Annotated in this window: 18 protein-coding genes and 1 tRNA gene; 12 read left to right on the forward strand and 7 right to left on the reverse strand. The window is 33.6% G+C overall.

What is annotated here, in order from left to right; all coding sequences use genetic code 11:
• Window positions 1-18: 18 nt before the first annotated feature.
• On the reverse strand, window positions 19-1620 hold the full coding sequence (locus J3U66_RS04015; protein WP_267348062.1) for a mucoidy inhibitor MuiA family protein: 1602 nt from the start codon (window positions 1618-1620) through the stop codon (window positions 19-21).
• Window positions 1621-1861: 241 nt separating this feature from the next.
• Here J3U66_RS04015 and nadR point away from each other — a divergent pair, with 241 nt between their 5' ends.
• The gene (nadR, locus tag J3U66_RS04020; RefSeq protein WP_267333225.1) at window positions 1862-3097 is read left to right on the forward strand and encodes a multifunctional transcriptional regulator/nicotinamide-nucleotide adenylyltransferase/ribosylnicotinamide kinase NadR; all 1236 of its coding nucleotides are present in this window, start codon (window positions 1862-1864) and stop codon (window positions 3095-3097) included.
• Between the two features lie 2 nt (window positions 3098-3099).
• Window positions 3100-3789, forward strand: a complete 690-nt coding sequence (gene pnuC, locus J3U66_RS04025) for a nicotinamide riboside transporter PnuC (RefSeq protein WP_267333226.1) — start codon at window positions 3100-3102, stop codon at window positions 3787-3789.
• A 233-nt stretch (window positions 3790-4022) separates the two neighbouring features.
• Here the strand turns inward: pnuC and J3U66_RS04030 are convergent, their stop codons facing one another.
• Genes J3U66_RS04030 through J3U66_RS04055 form a run of 6 tightly spaced genes read right to left on the reverse strand, consistent with a single transcriptional unit; the run spans window position 4023 to window position 7546 of the window.
• A complete protein-coding gene (locus tag J3U66_RS04030; protein WP_267333227.1) occupies window positions 4023-4652 on the reverse strand; it encodes a protein-L-isoaspartate(D-aspartate) O-methyltransferase in 630 nt (209 codons plus the stop codon).
• Between the two features lie 4 nt (window positions 4653-4656).
• Entirely contained in the window at window positions 4657-5679 is a 1023-nt protein-coding gene (truD, locus tag J3U66_RS04035) for a tRNA pseudouridine(13) synthase TruD (protein WP_267343739.1), read from the reverse strand.
• Window positions 5680-5702: 23 nt separating this feature from the next.
• Complete coding sequence (gene ispF, locus J3U66_RS04040; protein ID WP_267333229.1) at window positions 5703-6188, reverse strand: 2-C-methyl-D-erythritol 2,4-cyclodiphosphate synthase; 486 nt, start codon at window positions 6186-6188, stop codon at window positions 5703-5705.
• Window positions 6189-6196: 8 nt separating this feature from the next.
• Window positions 6197-6898, reverse strand: coding sequence for a 2-C-methyl-D-erythritol 4-phosphate cytidylyltransferase (gene ispD / locus J3U66_RS04045; RefSeq protein ID WP_267348063.1), 702 nt, complete (start codon window positions 6896-6898; stop codon window positions 6197-6199).
• 11 nt (window positions 6899-6909) lie between these two features.
• A complete protein-coding gene (ftsB, locus tag J3U66_RS04050; RefSeq protein ID WP_065632994.1) occupies window positions 6910-7206 on the reverse strand; it encodes a cell division protein FtsB in 297 nt (98 codons plus the stop codon).
• A 22-nt stretch (window positions 7207-7228) separates the two neighbouring features.
• On the reverse strand, window positions 7229-7546 hold the full coding sequence (locus tag J3U66_RS04055; protein WP_267333231.1) for a TusE/DsrC/DsvC family sulfur relay protein: 318 nt from the start codon (window positions 7544-7546) through the stop codon (window positions 7229-7231).
• 191 nt (window positions 7547-7737) lie between these two features.
• Here J3U66_RS04055 and J3U66_RS04060 point away from each other — a divergent pair.
• The 10 genes from J3U66_RS04060 to tssL all read left to right on the forward strand — a co-directional run bounded on the left by J3U66_RS04060 (window position 7738) and on the right by tssL (window position 18433).
• A tRNA-Ser gene (locus tag J3U66_RS04060) sits at window positions 7738-7825 on the forward strand.
• A 432-nt stretch (window positions 7826-8257) separates the two neighbouring features.
• Window positions 8258-8851 carry a glutathione S-transferase family protein gene (locus J3U66_RS04065; protein ID WP_267333232.1) on the forward strand — a complete coding sequence of 198 codons (594 nt, stop codon included), beginning with the start codon at window positions 8258-8260 and terminating at the stop codon, window positions 8849-8851.
• A gap of 1379 nt (window positions 8852-10230) precedes the next feature.
• Window positions 10231-11085, forward strand: coding sequence for a methylated-DNA--[protein]-cysteine S-methyltransferase (locus tag J3U66_RS12815; RefSeq protein ID WP_416379715.1), 855 nt, complete (start codon window positions 10231-10233; stop codon window positions 11083-11085).
• Window positions 11086-11583: 498 nt separating this feature from the next.
• Window positions 11584-12795 (forward strand): MFS transporter, encoded by a 1212-nt coding sequence (locus J3U66_RS04085; RefSeq protein ID WP_267348065.1) that lies wholly within the window; start codon window positions 11584-11586, stop codon window positions 12793-12795.
• A 159-nt stretch (window positions 12796-12954) separates the two neighbouring features.
• The gene (locus J3U66_RS04090; RefSeq protein ID WP_267348067.1) at window positions 12955-13590 is read left to right on the forward strand and encodes a hypothetical protein; all 636 of its coding nucleotides are present in this window, start codon (window positions 12955-12957) and stop codon (window positions 13588-13590) included.
• A gap of 107 nt (window positions 13591-13697) precedes the next feature.
• Window positions 13698-13895 carry a hypothetical protein gene (locus tag J3U66_RS04095; protein ID WP_267348068.1) on the forward strand — a complete coding sequence of 66 codons (198 nt, stop codon included), beginning with the start codon at window positions 13698-13700 and terminating at the stop codon, window positions 13893-13895.
• A gap of 364 nt (window positions 13896-14259) precedes the next feature.
• A complete protein-coding gene (gene tssB / locus J3U66_RS04100) occupies window positions 14260-14760 on the forward strand; it encodes a type VI secretion system contractile sheath small subunit (protein WP_065632986.1) in 501 nt (166 codons plus the stop codon).
• Window positions 14761-14837: 77 nt separating this feature from the next.
• A complete protein-coding gene (gene tssC, locus J3U66_RS04105; RefSeq protein ID WP_065632985.1) occupies window positions 14838-16370 on the forward strand; it encodes a type VI secretion system contractile sheath large subunit in 1533 nt (510 codons plus the stop codon).
• A gap of 35 nt (window positions 16371-16405) precedes the next feature.
• Window positions 16406-17758 (forward strand): type VI secretion system baseplate subunit TssK, encoded by a 1353-nt coding sequence (gene tssK, locus J3U66_RS04110; protein WP_267348069.1) that lies wholly within the window; start codon window positions 16406-16408, stop codon window positions 17756-17758.
• Window positions 17759-17767: 9 nt separating this feature from the next.
• Window positions 17768-18433: a type VI secretion system protein TssL, short form gene (gene tssL, locus J3U66_RS04115; protein ID WP_065632983.1), complete on the forward strand. Its 666-nt coding sequence runs from the start codon at window positions 17768-17770 to the stop codon at window positions 18431-18433.
• Window positions 18434-18436: the final 3 nt, after the last annotated feature.

Below are 18436 nucleotides of genomic sequence, written 5' to 3' on the forward strand. Positions count from 1 at the left end.
CGTTTTATCTGATCGTGTTTATAACCCTGAAATTTCACTCACTTTATCCTTTGGATAAGTTAGCTTAAAGCTCAAATTAAGATTTTTAGTTTCTTTAGGGTTTAATTTTAATTGCCAAGACAATAAACCACTTTCTTTATCATAAATTGCGTCGTCATATTTTGCATCTTCAAGCTTGACTATTTTATTTAAAATTACAGGCAATTGATCGTAAATAACAATATCTATTGGTAACGATTTATTATTTTTAACATCAATGGTGTAAGCATATTTTTGCGATATATCATCACCAAAGAAGGAAGGCTTTGATGTTTCATTTAAATTTCGATCGCGTGAAATAAAAATATTTTTATCATGTCCAAGGGACAGATCCAGTGTATCTTTCACGCCTTTGGTTGTAATAAAACTTTCACCTAGATAATCGCCATTAAAAAATACTGTCGATTTTCCAGGTAAAAGATTCAATTTATCCCAATCAGAAATTTGCGCTTCTAAATATACATTGCTACTTAATTTTGGCGAAGCAATATAATGATATTGAGCCAGAACTTCTTTATTTTGTAAAGTAAGTATATTACCGTAACTGTTAGATTTTATCGTATAAGGTAATTTTACATTAAAATGAGTATTAATACCCAAATTGTCAATCAACACATTATCTGAAGCGCTTTCAAAAGCCAGACGATCTAAGGTTTTTACAGCAGTGGTACTAATATCATTATATCTTTTTTCACTGCTAGCTAAAAAAGGGCCATTTTTTTCAGAAAATACATCAATTTGCCAAGGCATTAACTTAGGTGCAGTTATGCCTTCTTTAGGGTTTGATGTAGATAAACTAAAATCGACATTTTGCCAATCTAAACCACTATTTTGATAAATATCCGCTTTATAAGTTAATTGCAAGTTAGAATTAATATCGGCAACACGAATATCATATACAGGAGACCAACCAGCATCATTAATGACATAAGATAATGTCACTGGTAAAGTGATTGCTTTATCTGAGTAGACTTTTACATTAATGACATTTGTTAAACCATTGGTTGACTCATTTTTAAGGTTATCGATTTTTTCTTGAATATCGGCGATTTGTGTATTTGTCTGAGCAAGTTCTTTTTGTAATTTATTTTGTTCATTGAGAAAGGTTACCAAATTGGTTTTAACAAAATCTAACACATTTTTCATGTTGTTAAGATCATCATGATCACTTTTAACTAATTGATCAAGTCGATTATTTTTTAGTAGTGCAATTTGCTGGTCAACTGCACTTAATTCAATTGCTGTTCTATCATGGGTATTTTGTAATTGTTGTAATTTGTCTAATAAAGATTTCATTTCTGCACTATCTTCATTATTATCGGGATCTTGATTATTAACGCCGATTGACAATATTTTAATATTTGCATCATTACTAAACCCAACATTAATGGAATGAGGATTAACACTATTAGCAATGTTGGTTAGTAAAATCTCATTTTCACCTTTTATTAAAGTTACATTTGACTGACCTTGTAATTCAGCACCTTGTAAAAAAACTGTCACTTTATTCAACGAAACATTATTGGCAAAAACATTGCTTGAAGCTAACGCAATAAAAAAAGTAAGCTTGTATATGTTCATTTTTTCTCCTTTTATTCAATATTTTTATCTTCTAAACAAGAGAATAAAGCCGGTTAACCATACCAACAAAATTGTCTAATGAATGAATTTGACTAACTAGTATTTACTATTTTTGATTGAATTTCTATCAAATTAAAATCAATTCATTAAATCAAGAAAAATTTTTGTTTAATATATTGAACATTTAATTATAATATTGTAAATTTTGTTTCAGATAAAAAACAAAAGATAAGGGGGCGATATGAATGGTTTTAGTTATTTAAAAACAGCCATAAAACGCAAAAATTTATCGTTACAAACAGTTGCTGATGCCTGCCAAATGACCAAAGGTTATTTGAGCCAACTAATTAATGATAAAATCAAAAATCCTAGTGCTCAAAAGTTACAATCACTCCATCACTATTTGCAAATTGATCCCAATTGTAAACATAAAAAAGTAGGCGTTATTTTTGGCAAGTTTTATCCACTACATACTGGCCATATTTATCTTATTCAACGAGCTATTAGCCAAGTTGACGAACTTTATGTGATTCTTTGTTCCGATACGATGCGAGATATGGCGCTATTTAAACAAAGTGCAATGTCACGCCAACCAACAATTAACGATCGGATTCGTTGGTTATTACAAACGTTTAAATATCAAAAAAATATCCATATTGAGCTTTTAGAAGAAGATGGTATTCCTTCATATCCAAATGGTTGGAATGAGTGGAGTGATCGCGTTAAAAAGTTATTTAAGGAAAAAGGCATTAATCCTAGTTGTGTCTATTCCAGTGAACCACAAGATGTAGCGATGTATAAAGATTTATTCGATTTAGATACCGTACTTATTGATCCTACACGCCGATTTATGCAAGTAAGTGGCACTCAAATTCGCCAAGCCCCTTTAAAAAATTGGCAATATATTCCAACTGAAGTTAGACCGTTTTTTGTACGAACTATTGCTATTCTTGGTGGTGAATCAAGTGGTAAATCGACATTAGTCAATAAGTTAGCCAATATGTTTAATACCACTAGCGCTTGGGAATATGGTCGTGATTATGTATTTTCTCAACTTGGTGGGGATGAACGAGCATTGCAATATGCAGATTACGATAAAATTGCTTTAGGACATGCACAATATATCGATTTTGCAATCAAACATGCCAATAAAGTGTCGTTCATTGATACTGATTTTATTACCACACAAGCATTTTGCAAAAAATATGAAGGTAAAGAGCATCCATTTTTACAAGCCATGATCAACAACTATCGATTTGATCTGGTCATTTTGTTAGGTAATAACACCCCTTGGGTTGCTGATGGATTACGTAGTTTAGGCAGCCCAAAACAGCGAAAGGACTTTCAGCAACTACTTATCTCATTATTAGAAAAAAACCATATTAGTTATGTTCAAATCGATTCACCTGACTATGATGAACGATATTTACGCTGTATTGAACTAGTCAATCAACTTATTAACGATGAAGAGTCTTAATCATGAATAAATTAGCCAATTTTATTATCACTATAGGACGTAATCGATTTTATCCTTACTTCTGTGTACTTTGTGTCACCTTAGCTTTTTTATATACAGATCCATTTAATAATTTCAATTTACGTTATGCCGTGTCGTATGCTGGTGCATTTTGTGGATTGTTATGTGTAATCTTATTAGCTAAACGCAAAAACTTAGGGAATGTGCTAGGAATGCTAGCTGTAGTCGCTGAGTGTTGCGCTAACTTTCTTGGTGGCAATATTGGTGCAGGCTTGCCTACTTTTTACTATTTTGGCTCACATGTTTATGGATTAATCACTTGGCAAAAAAACCTGGATAGTCATCAACATGTCAAAGTTCGATCACTTAGTGAGCAAGCTTTTTTATATACCCTTATTTTTCTGATTATAGCTGTCTTTTTTAATGTCTATTTAACTAATGCTATTGGCGTAGATAATACAATATATCAACTGATTACAAACTGTTTTATTTTTGGATTAGGTGTGGTTGCTCAACTTTTACTGATGATGAGATATTCATTCAATTGGTATTTGTGGGTGATTTTGAATGTCTTGGTTATTGGTTTAAATATTTATACCAATAATATTATCATTGCAACTCAATACCTGATTTATTTGTTCAATGCTATTTATGGAATTTGTGAATGGAAACATTCTGAACAAAAACAGTAAATTGTTACGCTTGAGTCAGGTATAGAAGTTCAATTTCACGTTTTAGAATAAAAGGATACTAAAGGAAAGTAAAACGCCCAAATAAGAATCTATAAAATATAGATTATATAGTTAGTATAAAACGTAATACGTAACAATTACCAAACTCACTTGAGATCGCCACAAATAAGAAAGGCCTAGAATACAATCCAAATGTATTAAATAAAAGCCATCAATCAATTTGATGGCTTTGGTTATTCAATATCACCTTTTACTAACGGAACAAACTTAACATCACCAACATTATTGACAATAAAATTATCACCGTTTCGTTCAATAACCTGCAAAATTTGTTTATGTTCATTACCTACCGGTATAACCAATCGACCTTTATCGGCTAATTGTTCGAGTAATTTACTAGGCACTTCAGATGCAGCAGCCGTAACAATAATACCATCAAAAGGACCTCGTTCAGGCCAACCTAACCAGCCATTTCCATGACGCGTTGAAATATTGTGAAGATCTAACTGTTTTAAACGCCGTTTAGTATTCCATTGCAAACTTTTAATCCTTTCTACAGAACAAACATGATCGACTAACTTAGCTAATATCGCCGTTTGATAACCCGAGCCTGTTCCAATTTCAAGTACTTTTGAATGGGGTTCTAGTTTCAATAATTCTGTCATTTTGGCGACAATGTAAGGTTGTGAAATAGTTTGCCCACTACCAATAGGTAAAGACCGATTATCATAAGCCTGATGAGAAAGTGCCTCATCAACAAAATGCTCCCTAGGAATAGCAGCAAACGCTGTTAAGACACGCTCATCTTTGATTCCTTGCTGACGCAACAATTTAATTAAAGATTGCATTTTTAAACTTTGCATGTATTTACTCACTTCCTATTATCAATTCACGTATCACGCTTGTTGCATAACAACCTGATGGTAAATAGAATTTCAAATTAACATTATTATCATCTAACCATTGCCAACTCAATTGTGATGGATAAACGACTATCGAACGTCTTGCTGTTTCAACGCGCTCTTTGGCAAATAATGAGTTAAAATTAGACCAACTTTGTAGACAAGATTGCTCAAATTCAAAAGCGACAGATGTTGTCCCTAATGGCGAATCACCAACCATAGGTGCTGTTATATTGATTTCACCTTGATGTACACGTTGTTGTAAAGAGGGTAACTCTTCAGCTTGGGCAACAAACCAACTGCCACGACCAGCAAGCTGTAATATATCACCATCAAGCACTGTTTGATGCAAATTCTGTGCAATTCGTTGGCTGACAATATTATTAAAAATTGCACTTCGAGCAGCGGAAAGATAAAAGCTACGCTTTTTACGATCAGTAACAGATATTTCACCATTGGCCCATTTTATTGCTTGAACAACATTATTTTGCTCACGACCAAAACGTTGTTCACCAAAATAATTTGGTACACCAAATTGTATAATCAAAGCTAATTTTGATTCAATTTCGGATTTATTGCTTAATGATGTTAGGTTGATATTAAAATAGTTGCCTTTTAATGCACCTATTTTTAATTTCTTATTATGGCGAGTTACTTTTAGTATTTTACATCCATCTAAATTAAAATTCGAAAAATCAGGCGTAGCTTGACCTGGCATATGTAAACTAAACCACTGTTGAGTGACAGCTTGACGATCTTTTAACCCTGCATAACTCACAAATTTAGCCGAAATACCGACATATTTTGCCAACTGCTCGGCAACAAAAATGGTATTACAATCACGTTTTTGTAAAAAAACAAAAACATGTTCACCATCGTTGGTCAACTCAAAACCAAGATCTTCTGTAACAACAAAATCTTCAAATTTTTGTTTATACTGGCCAATTGTGGTGGGTTTTCCATAAAAATAATTTAGTTCAGCTAACACAGATACTACCTATTTTTTTCAATTTAATTGTCTTTAACTATTTTAGTTAATAACACTACTGCTTCACAAGCAATGCCTTCTTTACGCCCAGTAAAGCCCAATTGTTCAGTGGTTGTTGCTTTAACACTAATTTGATCAAAATGAACATTCAGATCTTCGGCAATATTAATCCGCATTTGATCAATATGGGGGCGCATTTTTGGTTCCTGTGCAATTATTGTGGTATCTAAATTAACCAGTTGATACCCTTTAGCTTGTATTGTGCTATAAACTTTTTTTAATAATATGCGACTGTCTATACCTAAGTATTGCGGATCGTTATCAGGAAAAAACTTTCCAATATCACCTAACGCTAATGCACCGATTAAAGCATCGGTAATAGCATGTAATACCACATCGCCATCGGAATGCGCTATCAGACCATATTGATAAGGAATTTTCACGCCGGCGAGAGTAATTGGTCCATCACCACCAAATTTATGAACATCAAATCCATGCCCTATTCTCATACTGGTACCTACTTTAAAGTTGAATGAGTTAAATAAAAAGTAGCTAATGCTAAATCCTCAGGTTGAGTAATTTTTATATTGTCTCGGCGACATTCAACTAATATAGGATGCCCTCCACAATACTCAATAGCAGAAGCTTCATCGGTGATAGTTATATGATTATTCAACGCATTAAGTAAACATGATTTGAGTACTTTAGCTGTAAATAATTGAGGGGTTGCAGCTGCCCATAAATGCGTTCTATCTTCTGAACGTTCAATTATTTTATCATTGTCTTGATAGGCACGCTTTATCGTATCACTGACGCGAGTGGCTAAAATGCCGCCTTGCTGTGAATTTAACACAATATCAATTAAACGCGTAATATCGTCATAATGAACACAAGGCCTAGCTGCATCGTGCACTAAAGCCCAATCATCATCTTGCAACAAATGTAAACCAGCTAATACAGATTCGGCACGAGTTTTACCACCTATCGTAACGTTTATTTTATCATGCGCAGCAATAGCTAGTGTGTTAAACATCACATCTTCAGGGCTAATAACAACGATAATTTGTGCTATTTTAGGATGTGATAATAACTTATTTAAGGTATGCTCGATAACCGTCATTGAGCCAATTTTTAAATATTGTTTTGGTAATTGGCTACGCATTCGACAACCTATTCCTGCCGCTGGAACAATAGCCGTAATATTACAATTCCTATTCACTGCATTATGCCTTAACGATGTTGTGTTTTTGAATCAACAATAATTCGATAAAAATATTCATTGGGCTTGACCATACCTAAATGACTACGCGCTCGCTCTTCTATCGCTTCCGAACCACGCTGCAAATCATTAATTTCAGCAAACATCTGTTCATTACGGTCTTTCAATTGCGCATTTTGTTCATGAAGATCTGCTAATATTTGAACATTATCTTGATAATCATAAACATTATTTTTGCCATACCACAGTGAGTATTGCAAATAGCTAAGTACAGCTAATAAAATTAATGGGACTTTCCATCTAATCATGAGTTTTATCTATTCACTAAATTTAGATACATTTAACTGGTTTCGGTAAACCTGCAAGTTTAGTTGCCTGTTTTGCCGGGCCATCAGGAAATAACTTATACAAATAGCGACTATTACCTTTTTCTGTGCCAAATTTTTTTTCCATAGCTTTAACTAATGCTCGAATAGCTGGTGAAGTTTTATATTCTAAATAAAAATCACGAACAAATAATATCACTTCCCAATGCGCATCGGTTAATTCTATCGACTCTTTAGCGGCCAACAGTGGGACTAAATCAACGCTCCAATCCTGCCAATTTTTTAGGTAACCTTTATCATCGGTTGGTATTTGACTTAACATTTTTATAAACACGCTGTTTTATTTAAATCATATTATACTCATTTAAAGAAATGATGGCACTATTTTGATGGTAAAAGCATCATGACACGAATATTCACCTCAAATTTGATGAAATTTAAAGCAAACGATGAAAAAATTGAAAATAGCTATTTACAAATTCATAAGTCTCCTTTAATATTCACAGCCATTGCGGAAGTGTGGCTGAGCGGTTGAAAGCACCGGTCTTGAAAACCGGCGAGGGGCGACCCTCCCAGAGTTCGAATCTCTGCGCTTCCGCCATCTTTCCTAAAGGTTGATCAATTAGTCGCAATTCAAGTTTTAATAAACAGCTTTTCTTCAAAAATATCCCTCAGGATATATTGTAACCCTTAAATTTATTACTCCGTCAAAATATTAGATTATTATAAATAAAAACGAATATAAATCATAATCCAGCTAAATAGAAATTAACCACATTCCATTCTTTTTTGAGCATAAACCAAAAAACTATAGACGATAAAGACAAAATTTATTCAGTTTTACATCTGTCTTTGGATAACTAGTAAATAAAGTAACAGTAAAGATTTTGTTTTATCCAGCAACAACTATACAATCTATTTTTTAAATAAAGTGATCATCTAGAGTTCCGATAAGCAATGATCACTTAAACCAAAAATGAATGCTTACTTTTACGCAATACCGATTATTTAATTTATTAATAGGAGACGAAGCTTGAAAATATACACTGCACCTGGATCACGATCTTTAACTGTTATCTGGGCTTTGGAAGAAATAGGCCTTCCTTATGAAGCAATACGGGTTAAAATACACACAGATGATGCGGCCGTCAAATCACCTCATCCTTTTGGTAAAGTACCATTTTTAATGGAAGGGAGTTTTTCATTAAGTGAAACGTTGGCCATATGCCTTTATATTTGTGAAAAAAAACAAAATACGTTATACCCTGCGAATTTACAAGAAAAGGCTATTATCAATTCTTTAATTAGTTTTTCGATTACTGACTTAGAAACGCCACTTTCTTGCCTTGCTAAACAGATACTGTTTACTCCTGAAGATCAGCAATCGCCAGAATTTATCAATTACTTTAAAAAACAAACCATTGATGTTTTGTCTAGAATAGAACTAAAAGACACAAATGCATGGCTCATTGGTGATACCTTTACGTTAGCAGATATCTTTTTATCTCATCGATTAATGTTTGCAAAAGCATTTGGCATTACGTTGGACAAAAAACTTGAAAACTATCTTCAAAAAGCGATGAGTAGACCGGCGTTTTTAAAAGCTCATAAAATAAATGATGATTAATTGTCATTTATTTTACATTTTGATTAACCGCTTTATGGCGGTTTTTTAACAGTCCCCTTACTGAATTGAGTTTGTTAAGCCGTGAGCAAGTGAGTAATGAACCACTACTTTACCATTACCAATTGACTGATTTGGGGCAAAATTATCAAGATGAAAACGAGTAAAATCTATCAACGACATCGTTATCGATAAACTTAAAAACCATATTAAACCAATCAAAACGTTACTTTCAACCGCACCCCATATTCCACATCAATATGCAAATAATCGAGCTGAAAATTCACGTCAACCAACAAGGCTTAGGGAAAGGAAAATGCATAAATTTAAATCGTTAATGCAAGCACAATTATTCTTATCGTGATTTGCTAATATTTACAATCATGTCAATTGCGCAAGGCATTTATGTTCAGCTAAAACCTTCGTATTTTAACTGAGCGAAGATTTAAATATTGGAATATTATTACCTAAGTTACGTCTAACATTCAAAATTAGAGGTTAACTGCAAAATTAAAATGCGTTTCAATAATAAACAGAAGGAGTGATTAAAATACCTCTAATTGAGCTAAGGAATTACTTATCAACTTGCAATATAGATATTATGGATCTCGTATTGATAAAGGACACCTAGAAAAGATAACCGAGCGCTTATAATTGGTTGAGCAAGATGATAAGTAACGATCAACTTGCCAATGTATACAATCTATTGATATTGACACATATGACACCTGCTCTTTTGGATCTGTATACTGTTATGCAATAACATCAAAGGGAAGAATACTCGCTAATAAACGCCAACATAATAAATTCTCACCCCAATTGGTAGGCTATCCGATTGAAAAAGACACGATTAAAGGTTTGCCCCACAATTGCTACTTATTTTATAAAATGAATTATTTTAATAGCAAGATTCGGGTTTTTAATCGTTCTGATTTTGTTTATTATCAATACGTATTATAGAGAAAAACACAAATAAACTATCAACAAGTAAATATACTGTATTGATTAATAAAACTGATCAACGGTCAAATACTAAAAAAAATTCAAACAACATGTATAAAAGATAACTTAGGAATGGTAATTGCAGTTAGAGCAAATAAAGATTTATACGTCTATCTTTACTAAACATCGCTCGTTATTACCAGAGCCAAGACAAATTCGATAATTTTCAAATAGGCAATGAGTAGAAAGATATAACGTTTATCTCTCTTCATTGGAGACTCGACCGAGAAAATACTTTTGTCTGGAAATTGATCAAGTTTGATATTTCTTTAGTATTTATTAAAACTGTGTCTCAGAAAAATATGGCACAATTTATTAATGATACTGTAGGGTACCTATCACTCATAACTTCATTGGTTTGCTGAAAAGGAGTATTCAAAGTGAATAAACAAAAACAGAGAGATTTTGATCGAATAAAAAAAGCCATTGGATATTTGAGTGAAAATTATCAATCTCAACCGACGCTCGAACAGGCCGCAGAACATGTACATTTAAGTCCTTATCATTTCCAGCGTATGTTTTCTAATTGGGCTGGAGTAAGTCCTAAACAATTTCTAAGATATATCAGTATCACTCACGCTAAAAACCTTCTAAAAGAAGAAAGCGCCTCATTATTGGATGCCACCTATGAATTAGGCTTGTCGAGTACCAGCAGGTTGCATGATCTATTTATTGATATTGAAGGTATGACGCCGGGAGAATATAAAAATAACGGAGAAAACTTATCAATTAATTATAGTTTTATAGATAGCCCTTTTGGTGAAACCATCATTGCATCAACAACAAAAGGAATTTGTTATCTCGCTTTTGTTGAGGATGAACAGTCATCACTTCAATCATTGAAAGCGCTATATCCTAATGCGCAATATCGACAATGTACTGACCAGATTCAACAAAATGTAATCTTCGTATTTACGCAAGACTGGTCAAAACTAGCTAAAATAAAGCTACATATTAAAGGTACGGATTTTCAACTTAAGGTGTGGCAGGCTTTGTTATCCATTCCTATGGGAAAACTATCAACTTATAGCAACATAGCAAACAAGATACATAATCCCAAAGCGAATCGTGCGGTTGGCTCTGCTATTGGTGATAACCCAGTGGCCTTCTTAATTCCTTGTCATAGAGTTATAAAATCGACAGGATTATTAGGGCAATACCATTGGGGTAGTGACCGTAAAGCAGCCATGATCGGTTGGGAAGGTGTTAAAATAGATCCTAAACGGAGGGAATAACCAAAAAGAGCATCGTTGAGAATTAGCAAAAAAATAAATGCAGGCAAATAATGTTCAATGGTTATATAAAAAAATCCACGGAAAGCTAAATTGCAAGACTGAAAAGTACAATAGATATGAGACGTGTTCTCAATAAAAACCAAAAACTTTATGGCGACACTATACTCATGAAAAAAATAATTTTTTATAAAATTATTAACAATTAAATGATAATCATCTTGTCACTGTTGCGTAAAACATCTAATTCACGAGCAATGTAACATATATATTGTCCTAATCTAAATCGAACATAAATATCCATATAACTATCTTTGGTTAAGATTTCCTATTATTCATAAAAAAAATAGCGACTATAGAATCTTTTTTCAAAAAGTGTCAAAGAACTAAATTTATCACATATAAAACAATAGGTTAATATTTTAGCAAGATTCGGATTGTTAGTAAGATTGAGAAAATGCAAATATAAACATAAAGTGTCAGTATGAGGAAAATAACAACATGGACAAATTACTAATTCATAAGATTTCTTATTCCAATTTATTTGCGCAATTCTCTGAACAAATAATAATAGCTGTGCTGCCGATTATAGCAGTGCTATCTATACATGCTTCAGCGTCTGAAACAGCATTTATACAAATGATAAATACGTTACCTTTTCTATTATTATCGATTCCAATGGGAGTACTTGCAGATAGAGTATCTAGAAAGAAATTGATGATCATAATGGAAATTATTCGTGCAGCAGCCATATTTATATTGTTTTATTTGACATTTTTAGAGAGCCTGACAATAAATAAAATTGCATTATTCGGTTTTTTTATAGCAATTGGTACTGTTATTTACAGTGTAGCAAGTCCCGCTTTAGTCGCATCTTTTGTCATAAAAGATCAGTTAATTAATGCCAATAGATCAATAGAGATTGCCAAAAGTGTGGCTTTTACTGCCGGTCCAGCATTAGGTGGTATTCTTGCTGGCATTTATTCTGGAGGATTAGCATTCATATTGGCTTTTTTACTTTCGATCATCAGTGCCTTTTTTCTAATATGTTTACCCAAGGAGCCTGTACAAAAAAAATCAGGAAGAAACATAATTCAAGAACTATGTGATGGTTTTATTTTTTTACTTAAAAATAAATATTTAAGACCTATAACGATAACGGCTTTTGTCTTTAATTTATCATTTAATTTGCTATTATCAATATTTGCTTACTATACTATCAACAATCTCTCCTTTACTTCATTTGAAGTCGGAATGTTATTAAGCCTAATCGGTTTAGGAATGTTTTTGGGATCCGTTCTATACAAGTTTATATCTACAAGAATAAATTTTGGATTCCAACTGACTTTAGGGCCTGTATCAGCTTTTGTAGCTTCAATATTAATGCTTTTAACTACCATATATCCTGTCAAAGAATTGGTTTTTATATCTTTTTTCTGTTTTGGATTTGGCCCCATCATATGGACCATATCTACAGTCTCGCTAAGGCAGTTAGTTACGCCTAATAATATGATAGCGAAAATATCTTCAGTGATCATGACGGTTACTTTTGGTGCCCGGCCTTTAGGCGCTGCTTTAGGTATATACATAAGTGCAAATTTTGGTGTAACTAATTGCATTTTCGCTGTTTTTATTGGTTTTTTTATTCAGTTAGCAATTATTCTTTTCTCAAAACCAGCTAACTTAAAAAAGTTATCAGATGCAGAGAAATAATATTAAAAAAAGGTTAAAAATATGTTGTTATATGAAATATTGTTAAAAATTGCCAAGTGATGATGCTCTAACTGTATATCTACTAACAATGATGTTTAAATCGGTGAGAGTTATTACCCGTTTCGACAATTTCACAATGATGTACCAATCAATCTAATCTTGCAAATACATTTTAATAAAACACAGGAATCAACAATTATATTTAACAGCACACGCTACACACCAAAAATTTATGGTTGGACAAGAGATTTAGAAAAATCGATTAACCGTTATGATTCAGGGGTTCGCTTAAAAAAAGATAAACAAGGAAGACCTTATTTAAAACAGATGCGTTATGCTGATGATACCTATTGTGAACTGGGGCGATTTAGCGAAGAGCCTACCGGTGAAGATGATGGCAAACCTATTTATCGTTACAGTTTAACCCCTTTTGGGCAACAGCATTTTCACCGTCAATCATCTACTGATGGTTTTTGTTTTGGTCGAATTGTTGTGCAGAGCCTTAAAAATTCATATGAGGATATGCCTACTGATGACGATGAAATAACTTATATTTCTGGAAGAAAAATAAAACCAGTCTATTTTGAATTTACCATCGAAAATTTGCCTGAAGATTGGTTAAAAGCCAATATGCCTTTTATCAAAGAATTATATGGAAAAAAAATGGAAGAGCTTTTAAGCGAAAAAGAAGGACGTTATAAAGCGTATTTTGCCAAGGAAGCCCGCGCCAAAGAGTGGCATATTGTAAACGGAATTATAATTCATAATGGATTTTTTTTACATCAAAGGGAGTAACGTGATTTAAAAAATTGGCGGTATTAGGTATTTTTTATACAGTATTAAAGATTAATGTTGCTTGCGAATACAAATATTATTAATTATAAAATAATAGGAAATAAACAATGGGTAAATTGCGTGGCGTTATTCGCTTAGGCGATTCGACAGGTCATGGTGTCAATCCCATCATTGAGGGAGAGCCAAACTTTCTTGATCAGGGTAAGGCCGTGGCGTTAAATGGTCACCCTGGCGCTTGTAACAAACGATCATTTATTGCATCATCAACACAAAATGAAAACCAATTTAGCTTATTGTTACAATAATTCGACTAATATTGAGATCCTCCCCTATTTATCTGGATTAATTTAAACCAAATATGCAAATAAGTAACTAAAAATCTGTCTAAATTTCACATATCATCACATTTTATAAAATACATAGTTTAGATAATCAAAATAGCTTGGCAAATTATTAAACATTGTTTAAGATGTTGGTTATAAAAAATATAAATTTGTGAAAGTTATTATAGATTTAGTGTTGAATCAACTAAACAAACCACTCATTCGAGCAGGATGCTTCATTAAAAGAATAAATTATAGCCAATGGAAGAAAATAACTTTTACATAGAAATTATCTATTTTGCTTTAGTAAATACACAAATCAAATAAGGAAGAAAAAGGAAAACATATGTCAAATAGTTATCAAAATGAAGTCCCTCCTGCTCGCGTAAATATTCATTTAGATCTCCACACTGGTGGTGCTAAAAAGAAAGTTGAATTACCGCTAAAAGTATTATCTATTGGCGATTATGGTCGGGGTAAAGACAAACGTCCATTATCTGAAAAAGAAAAAGTCTCAATTAATAAAAATAATTTTGACGCGGTGTTGAAAGATTTCCGACCTGAAGCCACAATTAGTGTCCCTAATACACTTGCTGACGATGGAAGTGATATCAGCATTAATCTCGCATTTGAATCTATGAATGATTTCTCGCCTGAACAAATTGCCAAAAAAATCCCACAATTACGCTCGTTATTGGCGATGCGCAATTTGTTAAGAGATTTGAAATCCAATTTGTTAGATAACGCTACATTTCGTTATGAGCTAGAAAAAATCGTGAAAGATGAACAGTTATCCGATGAGCTTCGCGCTGAATTAGAGGCCATTGTAGCTGAAAGTACTAAATAGATATGTTCTTTAATAACTCTATTTAGAAACTTTCTAAAAAGGAATACTGTGTTTGATACGAATGTAAGGAAAAAATGATGACTGTACAAAAAGAACAAAACAATGCAAATAAAGTAGCATTAGAAGATAACGGTAGTGTTTATCAATCTTTATTCAACAAAATTAATTTAAATCCAATTGAAAAAGCGAGCGAAATTGATAAATATGAAGATAATGACGTGTTGTCAGAATCTTCACAAGATGAACGAGTTACTATAGCTGTTAATATCCTTCTTAAACTGATTCAAAATTCTTCTCAAAAAATTGAAAAACTCGATAAACATTTATTGGATTATCATATTAGCCAAATAGATCAAAAATTGAGCCGCCAACTTGATGCTATTATGCATAATGAGACATTTCAAGAAATTGAAGCAACTTGGCGTGGATTAAAATTTCTAGTAAACCGTACCGATTTTCGTCGTAATGTGAAAATTGAATTATTAGATGTATCCAAAGAAGAACTACGTCAAGATTTTGAAGATGCTCCTGAAATTATCCAAACCGGTTTTTATCGACATACCTATATTCAGGAATATGATACACCAGGTGGTGAACCAATTGGTGTGACAATTTCAAATTATGAATTTGATCGTAATCCACAAGATATTGCTTTATTACGTAACATTTCAAAAGTTTCAGCAGCAGCACATATGCCATTTATCGGTTCAGTAGGACCTAAATTCTTTGGTAAAGAAACGATGGAAGAAGTCGCAGCGATAAAAGACATCGCCAACTATTTTGATCGTGCAGAGTACACCAAATGGAATAGTTTCCGTGATACTGATGATTCTCGTTATGTAGGGTTAACATTACCAAGAGTACTTGCGCGCCTACCTTACGGACCTGATACTGTGCCAGTGCGTAGTTTCAACTATATTGAAGACGTTAAAGGTCTTGAACATAACCGTTACTTATGGGCTAATGCTTCGTATGCTTTTGCAGCTAATATGGTACAAAGTTTTATACGCAATGGCTGGTGTGTTCAGATTCGTGGCCCTCAAGCTGGTGGACTAGTTGAAGACCTACCTATCCATCTTTATGATTTAGGAACAGGTAATCAAGTTAAAATTCCAACAGAAGTTCTTATTCCTGAAACACGTGAGTTTGAATTTGCAAACTTAGGTTTTATTCCTCTATCTTTCTATAAAAATAGAGATTATGCATGCTTCTTCTCGGCTAATTCAACACAAAAACCTGCTCTTTATGACACAAAAGAAGCCACCGCAAATAGCCGTATCAATGCGCGCTTGCCTTATATTTTCTTATTATCACGCATTGCACACTATTTGAAAGTCATTCAACGTGAAAATATTGGTGCAACAAAAGATCGTCGTGTGTTAGAGCTCGAATTAAATAAATGGATTAGCAATCTTGTTACCGAAATGACCGATCCAAGCGATGAAGTTCAAGCAGCACATCCATTACGAGAAGCGAAAGTAATGGTTGAGGATATTGAAGATAACCCAGGATTTTTCCGTGTTAAAACATTTTTAATTCCTCATTTCCAGATTGAAGGAATGGATATTAATTTGTCAATGGTATCACAAATGCCTAAAGCCAAAGCGTAATATCATTCATATAAATACTGGGAGTGTTACGATACATGAAAATTTTTCGTCCTTTATGGAATGAAGGTGTCTTTTTGACGCCTCAACAATTCCAACAACAGGCATTATGGAATCAATTTTCATCACAAAAGTTAGCCGCCATGTCGGTGGCTAATCCGTGGGGAATTGAAAAGCTGACTATAGATACGCAAGCGCTAACAGCTGATCGCCTCATGGCTGAATCTATTAGTATCCGTTTTCCTGATGGCGTGATCATTAATACCGATATTGCAGATAAATTACCGGAAATAAGATCACTCAATACAGAAATCCCTGTCGAGCTTGAAGAGGTTACTGTTTTGGTAGGTATTGCTTTACTACAAGCGAACGGAGGCAACTGTTTACAAGATAATCAGCGCCTTGAGCGACCTTTACGTTATCGACAAGAATGGATTGAAGTAACTGACTTATTTGGTCAAAATGCTGAAACCATTGCTGTAGAGCGTTATGCCTTAACGTTTTTATTCGACTTTGAAGATCATAGTGATTACCTAACCTGCCCAATTGCTAAATTAAAGCGTGATTTAAATGGTCGATTTGTTCTAGACTTTGACTATATTCCACCACTTATGAATCTCTTCACTCAAAGTGGCGCACTATTAAAAGAATTAGAACTGCTCTGTGTTCAAATACAAGCAAAACGCCAGCGCTTAATGGGTATGCGTCATGAGCGTAATCAGCAAATGGCGGAATTTGCAATTGCTGATGTCTCTTTATTTTGGCTCTTAAATGCATTAAACACTTTTGAACCACAACTTAAGTTCTTACGGGATAATCCAACTATTCATCCGGAAAATCTTTATCAAACGCTAACTGCACTAACAGGGGCTTTACTAACATTTTCATTGGCGAATGACGTTGATGATATACCTGCTTACCAACATGAAAAACTCAATGAAGTGTTTCCTCCGCTATTTGGATTAGTCCGTAACCTGTTAGAAGAAAGTCTACCATCTCGCGTGATCAAAATTGACCTAGTTCATGACAAAGATACACTGTGGACTGGTCGGTTAAATGATTCTCGCCTTGTTGAAGATGCAGATTTTTATCTTTCAGTTCGTTCAAGTATGCCTGGTCATCAATTGCAATCGCAATTTCCTATTTTATGTAAAGCAGGGGCACCTGATGATGTAAGACAAATTATACATTCAGCGCTGTCGGGCATACCTATAAAAGCACTAAGTCATGTACCTGCGGCAATACCGATGCGTTTGGAAAATCAATATTTTGCATTGGATCTTTCAAATCAAGCAGCTAAAAATATGTTACTAACCCGATGTTGCGAATTTTATGTCCCAAGGGCAATGCCTGATATTTCAATGGAACTGTTCGCGGTTTTGCGATCTTAGGAAAACAATATGAGTATAGAACCTCAAAAAGTGGTTATTGATGAATTGCTAAGAGATTCAATCTTAGTGGTGGTACAACTTAAAGCTAAAGCAGATATCCCTTCTGGTCACAAATTATATGAACTTTGTAAACAACAAGTAATGGCCGTTAGGGAAAAATTGTTTAACGCTCAATACAGTAAAGACGTGATTGATGATATCAGCTATGCATTGTGTGCATTATTAGATGAAACAGTCTTGCTTTGTGATCGCGATAATCCTAAAAATCAAGATTACGATGAATGGTTAGGTGCACCATTACAAGTTATCTTTTTTAATACTCATAATGCCGGCAATGACTTATTTGACAAAGTTCGTGCAAGATTAAAAGCAGATAAAAAAGACTTTTTAGTGTTGAGTTGTTTTGATCGTGTATTAGGATTAGGCTTTCAAGGTCGTTATCTTGATAAACCACAAATGGAACGAGAGCATCTCATTTTAGCCTTGCGCGAAGCTTTGCGTGAATATGAACCAGAGCAATCACATCCAATAATTGAACAAACACAAACTCATCGTTATTGGGGGCGAAAGACGGTCTTATTATCTTGCACTGGATTATCGATAGTTGCCGTCGTAGCGCTATATTTTGTATTAAATTATCGACTCGATACATTGATTCAACAAATTGTCGGTTAAAAG

The sequence above is a fragment of the Gilliamella sp. B2969 genome, assembly GCF_026536195.1.
Taxonomy (GTDB): Bacteria; Pseudomonadota; Gammaproteobacteria; order Enterobacterales; family Orbaceae; genus Gilliamella.

Excerpts from the sequence above, each read along its gene's own strand:
- tssC (WP_065632985.1), top strand. The coding sequence starts at position 14,838 with ATGACTGTACAAAAAGAACAAAACAATGCAAATAAAGTAGCATTAGAA.
- pnuC (WP_267333226.1), top strand. The coding sequence starts at position 3,100 with ATGAATAAATTAGCCAATTTTATTATCACTATAGGACGTAATCGATTT.
- tssK (WP_267348069.1), top strand. The coding sequence starts at position 16,406 with ATGAAAATTTTTCGTCCTTTATGGAATGAAGGTGTCTTTTTGACGCCT.
- J3U66_RS04095 (WP_267348068.1), top strand. The coding sequence starts at position 13,698 with ATGGGTAAATTGCGTGGCGTTATTCGCTTAGGCGATTCGACAGGTCAT.
- J3U66_RS04030 (WP_267333227.1), bottom strand. The coding sequence starts at position 4,652 with ATGCAAAGTTTAAAAATGCAATCTTTAATTAAATTGTTGCGTCAGCAA.
- tssB (WP_065632986.1), top strand. The coding sequence starts at position 14,260 with ATGTCAAATAGTTATCAAAATGAAGTCCCTCCTGCTCGCGTAAATATT.
- nadR (WP_267333225.1), top strand. The coding sequence starts at position 1,862 with ATGAATGGTTTTAGTTATTTAAAAACAGCCATAAAACGCAAAAATTTA.
- J3U66_RS04015 (WP_267348062.1), bottom strand. The coding sequence starts at position 1,620 with ATGAACATATACAAGCTTACTTTTTTTATTGCGTTAGCTTCAAGCAAT.
- ftsB (WP_065632994.1), bottom strand. The coding sequence starts at position 7,206 with ATGATTAGATGGAAAGTCCCATTAATTTTATTAGCTGTACTTAGCTAT.
- tssL (WP_065632983.1), top strand. The coding sequence starts at position 17,768 with ATGAGTATAGAACCTCAAAAAGTGGTTATTGATGAATTGCTAAGAGAT.
- J3U66_RS04085 (WP_267348065.1), top strand. The coding sequence starts at position 11,584 with ATGGACAAATTACTAATTCATAAGATTTCTTATTCCAATTTATTTGCG.
- ispF (WP_267333229.1), bottom strand. The coding sequence starts at position 6,188 with ATGAGAATAGGGCATGGATTTGATGTTCATAAATTTGGTGGTGATGGA.
- J3U66_RS04055 (WP_267333231.1), bottom strand. The coding sequence starts at position 7,546 with ATGTTAAGTCAAATACCAACCGATGATAAAGGTTACCTAAAAAATTGG.